10 protein-coding genes are annotated in these 17,692 nt (G+C 44.8%); 1 reads left to right on the top strand and 9 read right to left on the bottom strand.

Going from position 1 to position 17,692, the window contains the following annotated elements:
• Nucleotides 1–66: 66 nt before the first annotated feature.
• Nucleotides 67–4,785, top strand: coding sequence for a hypothetical protein (locus tag NSQ11_RS09540; RefSeq protein WP_342501090.1), 4,719 nt, complete (start codon nt 67–69; stop codon nt 4,783–4,785).
• Nucleotides 4,786–4,818: 33 nt separating this feature from the next.
• Here the strand turns inward: NSQ11_RS09540 and NSQ11_RS09545 are convergent, their stop codons facing one another.
• The 9 genes from NSQ11_RS09545 to nirB (NSQ11_RS09585) all read right to left on the bottom strand — a co-directional run bounded on the left by NSQ11_RS09545 (nt 4,819) and on the right by nirB (NSQ11_RS09585) (nt 17,530).
• A complete protein-coding gene (locus NSQ11_RS09545; protein WP_017358859.1) occupies nt 4,819–5,379 on the bottom strand; it encodes a CatB-related O-acetyltransferase in 561 nt (186 codons plus the stop codon).
• A 64-nt stretch (nt 5,380–5,443) separates the two neighbouring features.
• On the bottom strand, nt 5,444–6,811 hold the full coding sequence (locus NSQ11_RS09550; protein WP_035703202.1) for an MATE family efflux transporter: 1,368 nt from the start codon (nt 6,809–6,811) through the stop codon (nt 5,444–5,446).
• A gap of 19 nt (nt 6,812–6,830) precedes the next feature.
• Nucleotides 6,831–8,315 carry a D-alanyl-D-alanine carboxypeptidase/D-alanyl-D-alanine-endopeptidase gene (gene dacB / locus NSQ11_RS09555; RefSeq protein ID WP_008346599.1) on the bottom strand — a complete coding sequence of 495 codons (1,485 nt, stop codon included), beginning with the start codon at nt 8,313–8,315 and terminating at the stop codon, nt 6,831–6,833.
• Nucleotides 8,316–8,446: 131 nt separating this feature from the next.
• Nucleotides 8,447–9,427 (bottom strand): pectinesterase family protein, encoded by a 981-nt coding sequence (locus NSQ11_RS09560; RefSeq protein ID WP_008346597.1) that lies wholly within the window; start codon nt 9,425–9,427, stop codon nt 8,447–8,449.
• 99 nt (nt 9,428–9,526) lie between these two features.
• Complete coding sequence (locus NSQ11_RS09565; RefSeq protein ID WP_008346595.1) at nt 9,527–10,219, bottom strand: DUF421 domain-containing protein; 693 nt, start codon at nt 10,217–10,219, stop codon at nt 9,527–9,529.
• A gap of 66 nt (nt 10,220–10,285) precedes the next feature.
• The gene (gene nirD / locus NSQ11_RS09570) at nt 10,286–10,609 is read right to left on the bottom strand and encodes a nitrite reductase small subunit NirD (RefSeq protein WP_008346593.1); all 324 of its coding nucleotides are present in this window, start codon (nt 10,607–10,609) and stop codon (nt 10,286–10,288) included.
• 23 nt (nt 10,610–10,632) lie between these two features.
• Nucleotides 10,633–13,044 (bottom strand): nitrite reductase large subunit NirB, encoded by a 2,412-nt coding sequence (nirB, locus tag NSQ11_RS09575; protein ID WP_017358862.1) that lies wholly within the window; start codon nt 13,042–13,044, stop codon nt 10,633–10,635.
• A gap of 89 nt (nt 13,045–13,133) precedes the next feature.
• On the bottom strand, nt 13,134–15,272 hold the full coding sequence (locus tag NSQ11_RS09580) for a nitrate reductase (RefSeq protein WP_342501091.1): 2,139 nt from the start codon (nt 15,270–15,272) through the stop codon (nt 13,134–13,136).
• Nucleotides 15,269–17,530, bottom strand: coding sequence for a nitrite reductase large subunit NirB (gene nirB, locus NSQ11_RS09585; RefSeq protein ID WP_017367411.1), 2,262 nt, complete (start codon nt 17,528–17,530; stop codon nt 15,269–15,271). The genes NSQ11_RS09580 and nirB (NSQ11_RS09585) overlap by 4 nt, the downstream gene beginning before the upstream one ends.
• Nucleotides 17,531–17,692: the final 162 nt, after the last annotated feature.

Below are 17,692 nucleotides of genomic sequence, written 5' to 3' on the forward strand. Positions count from 1 at the left end.
AAATATCATTAAGCTCAATTCCGCTTTTTAAATTTCCACATAGAATAAAATATTAACTTTTAGGAGATGGGGAATTTGTATAACCAGTACGATAACAAATGTCCCTTTTGCGGAAAAAATCATGATTGGCAACCTCATTACAGAAAATCTCGTCACGATAGACTTACATTTGATGATTGCCCTCTTCTTAAACGAGAATGTAAAAAGAAAAAAGTTGTTAAACATCACAGCACTTGTGCTAAAGCAAAAGGACGAAAAAAAGCAAATAATAAGATTGTAAAAAGAGGTTCTACTGGTGTTACTGGTCCAACCGGAGTTACTGGAGCTACTGGTCCAATCGGTGATACTGGAGCCACTGGAGATACTGGTCCAACCGGTGCGACTGGTGATACCGGACCTACCGGTGCTACTGGTGTAACTGGTGATACCGGGCCTACTGGTGTGACTGGAGTTACTGGTGATACTGGTCCAACAGGTGATACTGGTGTAACTGGAGATACCGGGCCTACTGGTGCCACTGGTGTAACTGGTGATACTGGGCCTACTGGTGCCACTGGTGTAACTGGTGATACTGGGCCTACCGGAGCCACTGGTGTAACTGGAGATACTGGGCCTACGGGTGCCACTGGAGTAACTGGAGATACTGGGCCTACTGGTGCCACTGGAGTAACTGGAGATACTGGCCCTACCGGTGTAGGATTAACAGGAATTGAAGCGTTTGATCCGGTAGTAAGTCCTACTTACCCGGTAGGGCAAGTAGTGACCTTTAATGGCAGTACGTATGTAGTAAATACTGCACCACCGACAGGTACACCAGATACTTCCCCAGACTACACATTACTGGCTGCAGCAGGATCAACTGGAGATACTGGAGTAACTGGAGATACCGGACCTACCGGTGCTACTGGTGTAACTGGTGATACCGGGCCTACTGGTGCGACTGGAGTTACTGGTGATACTGGGCCAACCGGTGCCACCGGAGTTACTGGATCCACTGGAGATACTGGCCCTACCGGAGCCACTGGTGTAACTGGAGATACCGGACCTACCGGTGCGACTGGAGTTACTGGTGATACTGGCCCTACGGGAGCCACTGGAGTAACTGGTGATACCGGACCTACTGGTGCCACTGGTGTAACTGGTGATACCGGACCTACTGGTCCAACCGGTGCTACTGGTGCAACTGGTAATACCGGACCTACCGGTGCTACTGGTGTAACTGGTGATACCGGGCCTACTGGTGCGACTGGAGTTACTGGTGATACTGGGCCTACCGGAGCCACCGGAGTTACTGGATCCACTGGAAATACCGGACCTACTGGGCCTACCGGTGCTACTGGAGATACTGGGCCTACCGGAGCCACTGGTGTAACTGGATCCACTGGAAATACCGGACCTACTGGGCCTACCGGTGCTACTGGAGTTACTGGGCCTACCGGAGCCACTGGTGTAACTGGAGATACCGGACCTACTGGTGCCACTGGTGTAACTGGAGATACTGGGCCTACCAGTGATACCGGACCTACTGGTCCAACCGGTGATACTGGAGATACTGGACCTACCGGTGCCACTGGTGTAACTGGTGATACCGGCCCTACTGGTGTGACTGGAGTTACTGGTGATACTGGTCCAACAGGTGCTACTGGTGTAACTGGTGATACCGGGCCTACCGGTGCGACTGGTGTAACTGGAGATACTGGACCTACTGGTGCCACTGGTGCCACCGGAGTTACTGGAGTTACTGGAGATACCGGGCCTACTGGTGCCACTGGTGTAACTGGTGATACCGGACCTACTGGTGTGACTGGAGTTACTGGTGATACTGGTCCAACAGGTGCTACTGGTGTAACTGGAGATACCGGGCCTACTGGTGCCACCGGAGTTACTGGTGCGACTGGTGTAACTGGAGATACCGGGCCTACTGGTGCCACCGGAGTTACTGGAGTTACTGGAGCTACTGGAGATACCGGGCCTACTGGTGCCACTGGTGTAACTGGTGATACCGGACCTACTGGTCCAACAGGTGCTACTGGAGTTACTGGAGATACTGGCCCTACGGGAGCCACTGGTGTAACTGGTGATACTGGGCCTACTGGTGCCACTGGTGTAACTGGTGATACCGGACCTACTGGTCCAACAGGTGCGACTGGAGTTACTGGAGATACTGGCCCTACCGGAGCCACTGGTGTAACTGGTGATACTGGGCCTACTGGTGCCACTGGTGTAACTGGAGATACTGGGCCTACCGGTGTAGGATTAACAGGAATTGAAGCGTTTGATCCGGTAGTAAGTCCTACTTACCCGGTAGGGCAAGTAGTGACCTTTAATGGCAGTACGTATGTAGTAAATACTGCACCACCGACAGGTACACCAGATACTTCCCCAGACTACACATTACTGGCTGCAGCAGGATCAACTGGAGATACTGGAGTAACTGGAGATACCGGACCTACCGGTGCTACTGGTGTAACTGGTGATACCGGGCCTACTGGTGCGACTGGAGTTACTGGTGATACTGGGCCAACCGGTGCCACCGGAGTTACTGGATCCACTGGAGATACTGGCCCTACCGGAGCCACTGGTGTAACTGGAGATACCGGACCTACCGGTGCGACTGGAGTTACTGGTGATACTGGCCCTACGGGAGCCACTGGAGTAACTGGTGATACCGGACCTACTGGTGCCACTGGTGTAACTGGTGATACCGGACCTACTGGTCCAACCGGTGCTACTGGTGCAACTGGTAATACCGGACCTACCGGTGCTACTGGTGTAACTGGTGATACCGGGCCTACTGGTGCGACTGGAGTTACTGGTGATACTGGGCCTACCGGAGCCACCGGAGTTACTGGATCCACTGGAAATACCGGACCTACTGGGCCTACCGGTGCTACTGGAGATACTGGGCCTACCGGAGCCACTGGTGTAACTGGATCCACTGGAAATACCGGACCTACTGGGCCTACCGGTGCTACTGGAGTTACTGGGCCTACCGGAGCCACTGGTGTAACTGGAGATACCGGACCTACTGGTGCCACTGGTGTAACTGGAGATACTGGGCCTACCAGTGATACCGGACCTACTGGTCCAACCGGTGATACTGGAGATACTGGACCTACCGGTGCCACTGGTGTAACTGGTGATACCGGCCCTACTGGTGTGACTGGAGTTACTGGTGATACTGGTCCAACAGGTGCTACTGGTGTAACTGGTGATACCGGGCCTACCGGTGCGACTGGTGTAACTGGAGATACTGGACCTACTGGTGCCACTGGTGCCACCGGAGTTACTGGAGTTACTGGAGATACCGGGCCTACTGGTGCCACTGGTGTAACTGGTGATACCGGACCTACTGGTGTGACTGGAGTTACTGGTGATACTGGTCCAACAGGTGCTACTGGTGTAACTGGTGATACCGGGCCTACCGGAGCCACTGGTGTAACTGGTGATACTGGGCCTACTGGTGCGACTGGTGTAACTGGTGATACCGGACCTACTGGTCCAACCGGTGCGACTGGTGCAACTGGTAATACCGGACCTACCGGTGCGACTGGTGTAACTGGTGATACCGGGCCTACTGGTGCGACTGGAGTTACTGGTGATACCGGAATCACTGGTGCCACTGGAGGCACCGGTCCAACTGGAGCTACCGGAATCACTGGTGCCACTGGAGGCACCGGTCCAACTGGAGCTACCGGAATCACTGGTGCCACTGGAGGCACCGGTCCAACTGGAGCTACTGGAGCTACCGGAATCACTGGTGCCACTGGAGACACCGGCCCAACTGGAGCTACTGGAATCACTGGTGCCACTGGAGGCACCGGTCCAACTGGAGCTACTGGAATCACTGGTGCCACTGGAGGCACCGGTCCAACTGGAGCTACCGGAATCACTGGTGCCACTGGAGGCACCGGTCCAACTGGAGCTACCGGAATCACTGGTGCCACTGGAGGCACCGGTCCAACTGGAGCTACTGGAGCTACCGGAATCACTGGTGCCACTGGAGACACCGGCCCAACTGGAGCTACTGGAATCACTGGTGCCACTGGAGGCACCGGTCCAACTGGAGCTACTGGAATCACTGGTGCCACTGGAGGCACCGGTCCAACTGGAGCTACCGGAATCACTGGTGCCACTGGAGGCACCGGTCCAACTGGAGCTACCGGAATCACTGGTGCCACTGGAGGCACCGGTCCAACTGGAGCTACCGGAATCACTGGTGCCACTGGAGGCACCGGTCCAACTGGAGCTACCGGAATCACTGGTGCCACTGGAGGCACCGGTCCAACTGGAGCTACTGGAATCACTGGTGCCACTGGAGGCACCGGTCCAACTGGAGCTACTGGAATCACTGGTGCCACTGGAGCTAGCGGTCCAACTGATACGGCACTTTATGCTGGAAATACAACAGGTCCTACAATCATTACTATTGCTGGTGGTACGAACATTGCTTTACCAAGTAATCAAAATATTAATGGATTTACGCCGAATGGTTCAAATGATACATTCACAGTCCAGCAAACAGGTAAATACTATATCACATATCAAGTAAATACCACTACTGCACTTTTAGTGAGCACAAGGCTATGGTTGAATGGATCAACTGCTATTCCAGGTTCAATTCAGTCCTCTGCCGTATCCACAACTTTTATGAGCAATACAGTTATTGTCAATTTAACAGCAGGAAATACAATTTCATTACAATTTTTCGGAGCGGTTGTAACAGCCATTCTAATAGGTGGTGGTGCAACCGGTGCATCACTTACCATCATCAGACTCAGCTAAGTGAAACGAAGATAGAAAAAAAGAAAGGCTCTGTCAGCCTTTCTTTTTTCTATCTTCAATTACGCTTATACAACGGTCAATATCAGGAGATTGCAAGAGGTGAAAAATAGACTGTATGAACGAAAACTCTAAATTCCACCATTCTAATAACTGAAGTTTTTCAATGATATCCGAAGAAAACCGATATTTCATGAGCCGCTGCGGGTTCCCTGCGACAATCGCATATGGAGGCACATCTTTTGTAATCAGACTATTTGCTCCAATGACTGCCCCGTTTCCTATCTGTACTCCTGACATGATTGTTGCTCCATATCCAATCCAAACATCGTGCCCTATACACACATCCCCTTTTGATCGTGGATGTCCTTCAATATGGGCAGCATCTGTGAAAATTTGATTGAAGGGATATGTGGTGACCCAATCTGTTCGGTGTTCACCACCAAGAAAAACTTTTACTTCGTTTGCGATGGAACAAAACTTCCCTACATTCAGCGTTGTTCCTTCTCCCCACGTCAAGACTTGAAAATCTGGTCCGGCATAAGTGAAGTCACCGATATCATACGAACTGAGCTCACTTCTTTGATTTAAAAACATAGAAGATCAGACCCCCTACAAAGTAATCGATCTTCGTATGTATATGCCAGATGATAGGCTCACATTATGATTGGACAAGTGCAACGATCTGCTTTTTCTTCCATACCAGTCGATAATAGCCGTATTGGAGCAATAAGTTTACAAAAAAGGCAGCAGGATATCCTATCCAGATTCCTTTGATCCCAAGCGATGTATGGTGTGATAGCACATAAGCCACTGGTACTTCAACAAGCCAAATGGAACAAATACTAAAGATGGTCGGCCATAGAACTGTGCCACTTGCTCTCATTGTGGCTGCAACGATTTGCGCCGTTCCAAAAATGAGATAGCTCCATAGGGTAATCACGACCAAACTATATGCAATGTCAATCGTTGCAGGATCTGTTAAAAAGATAGATAAAATTTGTGGTGCGAAAATATAGACGAAAATAATAATCAATCCGCCTATCGCAAAGTTTAGCCCCAGCCCAATTTTAATGACATCTTTCAAACGATTCATGTTTCCTGCGCCAATGAATTGTGCGGCGAAGATAGAAACAGCAATACCAAGGCTCACTGCGGGCATCTGTACATAACTTACGACTTGGTTAACAACGCCATAAGCTGCGGTCGCCTGTGATCCATAATCGTTGACAAAAGAAATGACAGCAATTTCTGATAAAGAAATGAGAATCATATTAATACTAGAAGGGATACTTAACTTTAATAGCGTTTTTAATAAATCCCCTTTCATCAATAGATGCTTTCTAACCGACGCATCAATGCGCAGCGGGTGCTTTGTTTTATAAAGGTAGATATGAAGAATGATAAACGTAACGATTGTAGAAATCACAGAAGAATACGCAGCACCATATAAACCAAATGCCGGTAAACCAAGCCAGCCGAATAATAAGATCGGTAGCAGTAAAATATTTGTTCCTGTACTAATCATTAAGAAATAAAATGGAGTTTTCGAATCTCCTGTTCCTCGTAAAAAAGTTGTATAGACAAAATAAAGAAATAAGATGGGCATGGAGATGAATAGGATTCTGGCATATGCCGCACTTTCCTCCACAATATTTGCAGGTGTCCCCATCAAATGTAAAATATCTGTGGCAAAAAAACCTCCAATGACAGCTAAAGAAAGTCCGATTAAAAAGGTGAACGAAAGCGTTGTACCGATAATTTCCTTTAACCTCTGCTCATTTTTTGCTCCGTATGCTTGTCCAATCAGGATCGAGCTCCCTGATCCAATCCCAATGGAAAAAGAAACAAGTAAAAAGAAAAGTGGAAAGAATGCCGAAATCGCAGCTACTGCATCCTCTCCAATCCATCTACCGACAAGCACAATGGAAACAAGCTGTCCAATTGATTGCAAAATATTGCTTAATAAAAGTGGAATTAGAAAGATCGACATGGTTTTTACTAAAGATTGATTATTATCTAACGTCATGATGGTTCTCCTTCTCTGTCTAAAGATCCTCAGCTAACATGCTGACAATTCGGTCTTCTATCTCTTTTCCTTTTTCGTCATCAACGAGATGATTCAATAAGATGGAAAAAGCAAGCGTTTTTCCACTCTGCGTTTCAATATATCCAGATAGTGTGCTGACCGTTGATAGTGTACCTGTTTTTGCACGCACTTTTTCTAGTGTAGCTGGTTCTTTCAATCTATTTCTTAATGTACCTCCCACCATACGCTCACTTGCCCCAGCTAACGGAAGTGCATGGACATAGGTGTTAAACCATTTTTCCTTTTGAATGTTTGTCAAAAATAACGTGAATTGATTTGCAGAAACAAGGTTAATCGGTGATATGCCTGATCCGTCTCTCAACACAGTCATAGATGCATCTATGCCATAGGCAGGAAGACGTTCATTCAGCACGTCAAGCCCTTTGTCAAAACTCCCTTTGTTCTTTACCCGCTTCCCAAGTTCTTTTAACAGAATTTCTGCATGTGTATTGTTGCTTAATTTCATCATCGGAACAAGAAGATCGGATAAAGGCATTGATGTATGGGAAGCGATTTTTTTCGCTTTTTTAGGAACTTGTTTTGTTTTGAGTGGTCCTTTCAGCTGAATCCCCTCAGCCTTTAATGCTCGTTTCATTAAGTCTAAAGCATACGTTGTCGGTTCCCATAATGCGACCCATTGTTTAGACGAGGATGCTTTTAGCGGAATCGTTCCAGTCAGTGTAATTTTGTTTGTACCGTGAGAGCGTTTAAAAGATATTTTCTTCTTTCCGCCTTCTGGCACAGTTTTCACTTGATTGACAACTTGAGCGACGTCAGTCTTCGGGATCATCTCATAGCTGGCCTTCTGCCCTGCTTTCTTTCCCGGCTTAACTTCGAGAATGATCGTCCCTGCATCATAATCCTCATTCGGTGAAGCAGTAAGAGCAGATATTTGAGCGCCGTAATATTGATCTTCATCACTCCACGGCAGATCGATGGAATACCTTGTGTCATCAAACCAAGTATCATCAGCTGCAAGCTGTCCACGAATCGTATGTATTCCGGCCTTTTTGACTTGTTTGGCTAATGCGGCAAAATCGCTTTCTAACAATGTCGGGTCTCCAGAGCCTCGGAGATAAAGATTGCCGTGCAATGTTTTTTTGTGAATTGAACCATCTATCCAAACGTCTGTTGGAAAAGTGTGTGTTTCACCCAGTAGATCGAGTGCGATAGCAGATGTGAGTAATTTCATATTAGAAGCAGGAGTCAGACGGATGTCCGCTTGATGTTCATAAAGAAGAGAAGTGTCAGAAGTATCGCGTACGCTGATGCCAGCAATTGCGCCCTCTAAATCAGGTGCTGTTCGAATGAATTCGTCTAAAGAAGTGATCCATTTTGATTGATCATCATGAGCTGTTAGTTGTTCATCTTTCACTGAAAAAGGGAGAAATAACATCGACAAAATACATAGTTGTAAAAACATGACCTGTGAGAAACGTTTCACGCAATCCCTCCTTTTTAGAAAAGCAGCCAAATTTAGCAGATTATGTTCATTATACACAAAAGAACGTTTGTTCTCAAAGGTTTTTTAAACAGAAAAGTCAGCTTTCTTTGACGAAAACTGACAAGCCTCTTTTACCTTTTTTCAGGATTCCAGCCATCGCTTCCGCTAAGCACGGCTTGAACGGTGATTTGACTTGCTTCGTTTTTTGTTAATATCGTTGACCACTTCACCCGGTTTGCCACATGACTCCCTGCGCCCGTTGATCCATATTCTTGATATCTAGCCGTTCTTTCGTTGTCTTTGTTCTCCCAGTTATGCCATCCCTCAGCTTTAATATGTTCATCCATTTTTGTTTGGAGGAACGTGACAGCCGAATGAGGTCTCCACGGACGGCCTAAGTACACAGATTGAGACGCAGACGTTCCTTTATTTAACGTGGAATCAATAAAAACGTAGCCATACTTTTGCGCTTCTGTTGTGGATGCCGCTGTAATATATCCATTTCCAAGACTTTTTATTTCAGCTCTTTTAAATACAGCCGTTGCTGAACCAAAGATGAAGTCAACCGTGCCCTCGATATAGCAATCTTCATAATATTGTCTCCCTGTGCCTGTGGCATAAAGTGTATCTTGATAACCGAGAACACGTACGTGTTTAAACACAGCCCGGTCCCCGGATACATAAAGGGCAACCGCCTGCCCTGCGTTTCGACCAGCTGTATTTTGAAACGTGATATTTTCTGCGTAAAAATGATTTGCCCGAATCATTGTACTAGAGCTATTGGTTGTGCTCCCGCTGCTTGCATTTGTATCATCATACGTCAGAATCGTCTGATACTGATTTTCTCCAATAAAGGACACATACGGCTTATTTTGCGGAAGGAGAATCTTTTCTTTATACACACCATTTTTAATATATATCGTCGTTTGCTGTTGATTGTTCACTGGTATCGCATCAATGGCAGATTGAACCGTTCGAAATGTCCCATTTCCTTTTTGGTCGACAATAAGCACGCGGTTTGTTTGATGGTTGTGTCCAGCTGCTTGCGCATAAGCTGAGTCAAAAAGCAGTAAGGCCAATACCATCATCAGCAGTCGTTTTCCATACTTCATCACACATCTCCCCCTTATATTGTGAACGTTTTCATTGACGTATTCTTTTTGATCCTATTCAGTTATAAAACAAAAAAACACAAAAAAACATCCACTGTGTTAGGTTGTGGATGTTTTTTCATATTTCATCGCATAAATTCCTTCATTTTCAATCCATTCACAAAATAGGACGTCTTTATAGGAGGATATGTGCTGTTTTTTCAATTGCTCTCTCAGCCACGCTTCATCAAATCCAGCTTCCTTTAAATCTTTTTTTAAAATCTCTCCGTCGATAATAAACGTTCTAGGCAATGTGACTTCTTTTCCTTTCACGTTCACATCTTCGGCTGTAGCTGGTGCATATTTCATTTTCGGAAGCACACTCACAGACCCATCCGTTTCCAAAATGGCAAATTCAATTTCATTAAGAGCAAAATGCCCTTTCGCTCGAATCAGCGTCTGCAGCTGATTTAAATCAAGCATATTTTTCTTTAATCGATTGTAGTGAATCTTTCCTTTATCAATCACAAGAGTCGGTCTTCCCTCTAAAAAAGCGCGAATGGATTTGAATTTTTGTGAAAGCCATTCAACTGTGTAGATTAAAACGCCCCAGACTGCAACTGCAAAAAGGATATGTAGCACGCTGACTTCTGGATCAAAAATGGCGTTACCAACCATCTCCCCTAAAATCAGTGCAGAAATAAAATCAAACGGCGTGATTTGTGCAAATTGTGTTTTCCCTAATAGCTTTGTAATGGAAAATAAAGCGAAAAATCCGATAAAGAGTTCAATCAAAATATTAAAAAATGGCACACATATACCTTCCTTTCTCACTGCATGTACTTACAGCATGTACAGGAAAGGAAGGTTCTAAACCATTTATGAAGGCAGTAAAATAAAGACGTCGTCTCCCTCAACCAATGCTTCATATGTTTTCACGCATCCATGATCTGGTTCTTGAACATTTCCTGATGAAAGGTTGATTTTCCAATCATGCATTGGACAGAAGACATGATCTCCGCTCACCATTCCTTCAGCTAGTACACCGCCTTTATGAGGACAGCGATTTTCAATGGCTTTGAACTGCTTGTTAGAGGTTTGAAAAACAGCTAATTCAAGTGGACCGGCTGCGACTGTTTTCCCTAGCTGCAACGGGAAATCTGATATTGTACCAATATGAACTTTTACAATTGAAACTGTCATCTGATCTCATCCCTTCAATTGATTTAGACGGAAGCAGTTGCCTTTTGAAATAATTGTCTTGTTTCTGTTTCGTTCTCTCGAATCTCTTGCCACGGTTCTTCATAAGTTGAAAGTGCGATGTCCATTCTTTCGATGAGTGCTGCACGTTTCTTGTCATCTAGCAGGACCGTTTGGATATGATTCAATCCAAGCCGTTCAACCCAAGCGGATGTTCTCTCTAAATAATTTGCGGTTTCTCTGTAATATTGAAGGTAGGCTGCGGCCATTTGTTCTACTTCTTCTGCTGTACTTACTTTCATTAATAAGTCTCCAGCTCGTAAATGTGTCCCTCCATTCCCGCCAGCATACAATTCAAATCCCCCATCGATACCTACGATGCCAAGATCTTTAATCCCAGATTCAGCACAGTTTCTTGGACAGGCTGATACGGCCATTTTGACTTTGTGCGGTGTGGCAAGTCCTTCAAATTTCTTTTCAAGTGCGATCCCAAGAGAAATGGAATCCTGCGTTCCGAATCTGCAAAATTGTTCTCCAACACAAGTTTTGACGGTTCTTAATGATTTTCCGTAAGCATAACCAGACGGCATATCTAAATCAGCCCATACTTTTGGTAAATCTTCTTTTTTGACACCTAAAAGGTCGATTCGCTGCCCTCCAGTCATTTTCACAAGCGGTATCTCATATTTGTCAACGACATCCGCTATTTTTCTCAGGTCATTAGCATTTGTCACGCCTCCGTACATACGTGGAACGACCGAATAGGTACCATCGTTTTGGATGTTGGCATGCATTCGTTCATTCACAAATCGCGAGCTTTTTTCATCTTTGTAGTCAAGCGGATACATCATCCCTAAATAGTAATTCAGTGCAGGCCGGCACTTTGAACAGCCTTCTTCTGTTTCCCAGTCAAGTACATTCATCACTTCTTTGACATGCTGCAAACCTTTCTCTTTTATTTCATGAATCACTTCATCTCTTGATAAGGTGGTGCAGGCGCAGATGGTTTCTTTTTGCGCAGTGCGGTTTGCATCATCGCCTAAAGTGTGCCATAAAATCTCTTCCACAACAGGTTGGCAGCCTCCGCATGACCGAGAAGCACTTGTACATTGCTTGACCTCTTGTATAGTCGTTAGGCCTTCTTTTTGAATAGCTGCCACTATTTGACCTTTTGAGACACCATTACAGCCACAAACGATATGGTCGTTTGCCATTTGTTCAATCGTGTTTTCTTGCGCCAGCTCATTTGATGTTAAGACAGATACTTTTTCCATATCTGACATATCAACACCTTCTCTAATGTACGAGAATAAACGTGGTCCATCGCTTGTTTCTCCAAACATGACGGCGCCGACTAATCGGTTTTGCTGGAAGACTAGTTTTTGATAAATACCTTGCTGTTCATCAAAAATTTTAATCGCTTTTTTCTCATCGTTTTCGATAAAATCTCCAGCTGAAAATACATCAACCCCTGATACTTTTAGCTGTGTCGATAGTACAGATCCTTCATAAGGCGTCGGGGCCATATCACAAACATGCTTCGCAAGCACGTTTGCTTGATCGTATAATGGCGCAACAAGACCGTACGTTTGTCCTCTATGTTCAACACATTCTCCGACTGCGTAAATCCGCGGGACACTTGTTTCCATGAAATCATTGACGATAATCCCCCGGTTCACTTCAATGCCGCTCGTTTCGGCAAGCTTGTGATTCGGTTTAATTCCTGCTGCCATGACCACCATATCTGTCTCTAATGTAGAACCATCTGAAAATGTTAGCCCTTCTACCCTTGTATCTCCTAAAATCTCATTTGTCTGTTTTCCTAATAGAAAGCTCATGCCTTGTTTTTCTAAAGCTGCTTGCAGAAGCTGACCTGCCACCGGATCGAGCTGCCGGTCCATTAGATGAGAGCCAAGATGAATGACGGTCACTTCCATTCCTAAGTTTAGTAGACCACGCGCGGCTTCAAGTCCAAGGAGCCCGCCTCCAATGACGGCTGCTTTTTTGTACATCATAGATGCTTTGACCATTTCCTCTGTGTCTTGTAATGTACGAAAAGCTGTTACCCCTTTTTTATCGCTCCCTGGAATGGGCGGGATGAACGGGAGGGACCCTGTCGCTAAAATTAAACGGTCATAATGCACGGTCCGTCCTTGATCACTCATAACGGTTTGATTGTCTGGATCGATCTTCACAATGGTCTCATTTGTAAACAGCTGAATATGATGTTCTTTGTACCAATTCCAATCGTTTAACGTAATATCCTCTGTCTTTGTATCCCCTTGGAGAACTTTCGATAAAAGAATCCGATTATAGTTAGGATACGGCTCAGTTCCAAATACAGTCATGTCGAATCGTTCATTGTCTGTTTTTAAAATGTTTTCGAGCGTTCGGATACCAGCCATACCATTCCCTACTAATACGAGTTTTTCTTTCATGAAAAACACCCCTCATGTGATCGTTTTTTAGAAAGTACCATAATCTAAACAAAGATGGAAAATACATGTTAAAATTTCTCACATAGTTTTCAATTCTTGTAGGCTGACAGCTGTACAGGACAATATTTAAAACCTGGCATTTTACTGTGTGGATCTAACTGTTTACCAATTAATAGGTTAATTGATTGATGTTTATTCCAGTGAAACGGAACAAACACAGTATCTTTTCGGATGCTATCTGTTATGTGGCACCTCATGATGACACTACCTCGTTTTGACTGGATGGTGACGAGCTCCCCGTGCTGAAGTCCATAAGCTTCGGCTGTGTCAGGATGAAGCCCTACATAAGCTTCAAACTGCCGGGCAACAAGAGAGGTGCTTTTTCTTGTTTGAACGCCCGTTTGGTAATGAGCCATCACCCTGCCGGTCGTTAAATAGAGTGGATATTCTGGACTGACTGGTTCTTTTGCACCCTGTTGTCCATGTGCAACGACTGCAAATTTTGCTAATTTATCAGGATGTGAGAATTGATGCTCAAATAGTCTTTCTGTTCCTCGGTCTTCCAAATGAGAGCAGGGCCATAATATGCCTTGCGTCTTCCTTAACCTGTCATAGGTCATACCGGAATAATCGGCTTTGGCTCCTTTCGTTGCTGTTCTCAATTCCTCAAAGATGTCTTCTGCAGATGAAAAAGAAAAAGAGCCGCCTTTGCCTAATACTGCTGCTATATCACAAATGATTTGCCAATCGTGCTTTCTTTGGTGTTTGAGTGGATAGGTTGCTTCTCTCAGCGTAACGCGTCCTTCTATGTTCGTCATGGTCCCTTCGTCCTCTAAATATGACGAAGCTGGTAAAATAACATCTGCAAGTGCAGCCGTCTCAGAGATAAATAAATCAATTGCGACAAAAAAGGACAGCTGCTCGATGGCTTTTTTGATAAAGCTTGCATGCGGACCTGATTGAACGGGATTAGAACACATTAAAAAGAGCGCTTTTATCTCTCCTTTCTGCATTTTTTCAAACATTTCAAAAGCAGATACACCTTTTCCAGGCAGTTCTTTTTCATCGATATTCCATATTTCGGCCATTTCTTTTCTATGTACTGGGTTTGTGATATCACGGTAACCAGGAAGCTGATCTGCTTTTTGTCCATGTTCTCTTGCACCCTGTCCATTTCCTTGCCCAGTAATGGCACCATATCCACACCCAATCCGGCCAATTTTCCCAGTAACAAGCAGAATATTCAGGAAATTACGAACGGATGCTGTCCCGTCTATTTGCTGCTCAATGCCTCTTGCAGTCAGAATCATTCCTGTTTTTTCGCGTGCGAATTTTCTCGCTATTTTTTGAATGACTTTCATCGATACACCGGTTTGCTGCGTAATGTCAGGCAGGGACATGTGTGAAATATGCTGTTTCATTTCTTGAAAACCTGATGTTCGTTTTTTAATAAATTCTTCGTCTAGTAACTGTTCATGAAGCATGACGTGTAAGATTCCATTTGCGAGTGCAGCATCTGACCCAGGCCTTAAGCTGACATGTAAGTCAGCTAGTTTGGCTGTTGCTGTTTTTCGCGGATCGATCACGATGAGAAATGCCCCGTTCTTTTTAGCTTCTTCCAAGTACGGCATGAGGGTCGGCTGACATTCCGCTATATTGGTTCCAACCAATAGTAAAACCCGGGCATGCTTGATGTCACGAAGCGGAAATGTTAGACCCCGATCAAGTCCAAATGTTTGGTTAGCTGCTGTTGCTGCTGAAGACATACACAGTCTTCCATTGTAATCAATGTATTTCGTTTTAAGGGCGACCCTTGCAAATTTTCCGAGTAAATAAGCTTCTTCATTTGTAATCGATGCACTACCATACACACTGATAGCATCGTTCCCATGTTCCGTCTGAAGGGTTTGAGTGCGTGCTTTGATTTCGTCAAGTGCCTCCTGCCAAGTCACTTTGACAAATTGACCGTTTCTTTTGATGAGGGGGTGATTCAATCGTTCCTTGTGCAGTGCGTGCTGGTGGGCATGCTGCCCTTTCATACAGATCCTGCCGAACGTGGTTGGATTATGAATACCTATCGTCTGGTAGCGTGTTCGCCCTTCTGCGTGCTGCTCGACTAATTGCATTTTGCACTGCATACTGCAAAACGGACATTGAGATGGGAACACCCTTTTTCGCTCTTGCTGCTCTGATGTTTGCTGCACATATTGTAAAAAAGATTGATTCATACATTCACACCCTTTTGTCTACTTTGCTCAAATTGCTCGCAGAGCTCTTCTCTCATTTCCTCATCGAGCAATTTTTCTCGGATGGAAATGATGCCGTTTTTTTGGATCCAGTCTCCAATAGATTCTTGAAAATATGCACGTTTTCTATAGTCTTCAAGCAGTGCTTTTAAAAAAGGAATCAGCTCATCCGTTCGGCTCACAGAATAAAAAAGCTGACCTGCCTTAGGTTGACGTATGCTGCCTCCTATATAAATGTCCCATTCATCCAGCTGCTTCTTGATGCAGATGTCATAGATGGGGCTGAAATGACATACGCAGGAAGGACCAGCGATATGAATCGATGTGACTGCAGGTAAAAGCGTGTTTTCTAGTTGTCTTTCGATCTCCATGACAAGTGTTGTGACAGATGGATCGTGACGACAATCACATGATAGAACATGAGAAAGTCTCTTGCTTTCTTGTGGCATGATGTGTCCATGTTCTTTTATAATATGGTCGGCCTCTTGTGAAATACCGATCAGCCGAATTCGTTTATTCTCCGTTAGTTCTACGTGCTGAATTTGCTTTTGCTCTAATAATCCGGTTATCATCTGTAAAAATGTCAGATCAAGACGGCCACCATATAACTGAGGCATTAGTATGGGCTCATGATCTGATGGGCTGTCTTTTACGAAAAGATCTTGAAACTGCTCAAGATAGTATGGAATGGCTGCTCGGCACTTGTCACAGCCGTTATCTGTCATCCAATCAAATTGTCTTCTTACTTGCTCTTCATTCAGCGGCTGCTGCTTTTTTACATACGAAAAAATGGTCTCTTCCTCTACATTTGTGCACGAGCAAAACGTGTCCAGTGCTTCCGTTAGCTGATTTGATGAGACATGGCAGCAGGCACGAACAAGCTCTTGACAGCCTCCGCAGCCCGTTGCGGCCCCTGTCTGTTTTTTTATCTCTTCTAAATTTGTCAGCTGATGGACCGATATGCTTTTGAATATCGCTCCCTTCGTCACCGTGTGGCATTGGCAGATGAGATCCTCTGTTTTTAATGAATCTAAAGGGGATATCTGCTCTTCATTCAGTGATTTCATGACTACGCTTTTATCACGCCCCACTTTTACATCCTGCAAAAGCTGCTCAGCTCTCTCAAGTTGACCAACTAATACAACGCCTGTGAGCACATCATGTTCAAACACTAGTTTTTTATATACTTCTTGTTCTTCATCTAAGTAAGTCACCACTGAAGCGGAGGGGGATCGGTTTACAATACTGCCAGCAGAATAAATAGATATGTCATTTGCTTTCAATTTTGTTGAATAAATGGCAGGAGGTAAATTCGTGACCAGTTCATCTAATAAATGATTCGCAAGCACGTTTGCTTGTTCATAAATAGGCTGCACAAGACCGTGCACCATTCCCTTATGCTCTGCACATTCTCCAATAGCATAAATATTCTCAACGTTTGTCTGCATGACATCATTTACAACAATGGCTTTTCTTGTATGAATGCCGTGCTGTTTTGCAAGCTCTATATTCGGACGGACCCCTGTTGTGAAAACCACGAGATCAGCATCCACGATGTCTCCACTTTTTAACAGAACGCCTTCTACTCTCTCGTTTCCTAAACATGCAATCGTATGAGCATTTGTTTTTACCTGAATCCCCTTGCGACTTAATTGTTGAGACAAAAGCCCTGCAGCGGTTTCATCTAATTGGCGTTGCATAAGCCAATCCGTGTGATGAATCAAGGTTGTCTTCAGTCCAGCGATCTGTAAACCAGCGGCCACTTCCACACCAAGTACACCACCTCCAATGACTGCTGCACGCTCATAGCGTAAAGAATCAGCGTAAATGGCCTCATAATCGTCAATCGTACGAAAAGCATAGACCCCTTTTTTGGATACGCCTTGTATAGGTAGAAAATGAGGCGATGAGCCTGTGGCGATAACCAGTTTGTCATACGGGATATTCCGGCGTGCTTCTGTCATGAGCAATTGACGCTTTGTATCGATGTGGACAACTGCTTCGCCTGTTTGGATGGTGATGTCATGTTTGGTGTACCATTCTTTTGGCTTTAGTTCAATTTGAGACAATGATTCACTTTTTTGTAAAACCGATGAAAGTTTTATTCGGTTGTAGGCCGGGTGCTTCTCTTTTCCAATGATCGTGATGGAATAGCGTTCTGGCTGATTCTTTACGATATGCTCGATACATTTCATACTCGCCATGCCGTTTCCGATAAACACGAGTTTACGTTTTGCCATGTGAGATCAACCTTTCTAGCTTTTTGCGCCAAAGCAATGTTTGCCTAGATTATGGCACACATTTGTAAAAAAGTGTTTATCCATGTCATTTTTTCTAACACAATACTTCCATTCCTTCTATCAACTCGCTATCTTTAAGTCAGAAAATTCAAAATAAAGGAG

This window comes from Bacillus sp. FSL W7-1582, from assembly GCF_038593325.1.
Classification (GTDB): Bacteria; Bacillota; Bacilli; order Bacillales; family Bacillaceae; genus Bacillus; species Bacillus altitudinis.

Coding starts and splice junctions, on each gene's coding strand:
- nirB (WP_017367411.1), bottom strand. CDS start 17,530: ATGGCAAAACGTAAACTCGTGTTTATCGGAAACGGCATGGCGAGTATG.
- NSQ11_RS09560 (WP_008346597.1), bottom strand. CDS start 9,427: ATGAAGTATGGAAAACGACTGCTGATGATGGTATTGGCCTTACTGCTT.
- NSQ11_RS09545 (WP_017358859.1), bottom strand. CDS start 5,379: ATGTTTTTAAATCAAAGAAGTGAGCTCAGTTCGTATGATATCGGTGAC.
- NSQ11_RS09580 (WP_342501091.1), bottom strand. CDS start 15,272: ATGAATCAATCTTTTTTACAATATGTGCAGCAAACATCAGAGCAGCAA.
- NSQ11_RS09550 (WP_035703202.1), bottom strand. CDS start 6,811: ATGACGTTAGATAATAATCAATCTTTAGTAAAAACCATGTCGATCTTT.
- nirB (WP_017358862.1), bottom strand. CDS start 13,044: ATGAAAGAAAAACTCGTATTAGTAGGGAATGGTATGGCTGGTATCCGA.
- nirD (WP_008346593.1), bottom strand. CDS start 10,609: ATGACAGTTTCAATTGTAAAAGTTCATATTGGTACAATATCAGATTTC.
- NSQ11_RS09540 (WP_342501090.1), top strand. CDS start 67: ATGGGGAATTTGTATAACCAGTACGATAACAAATGTCCCTTTTGCGGA.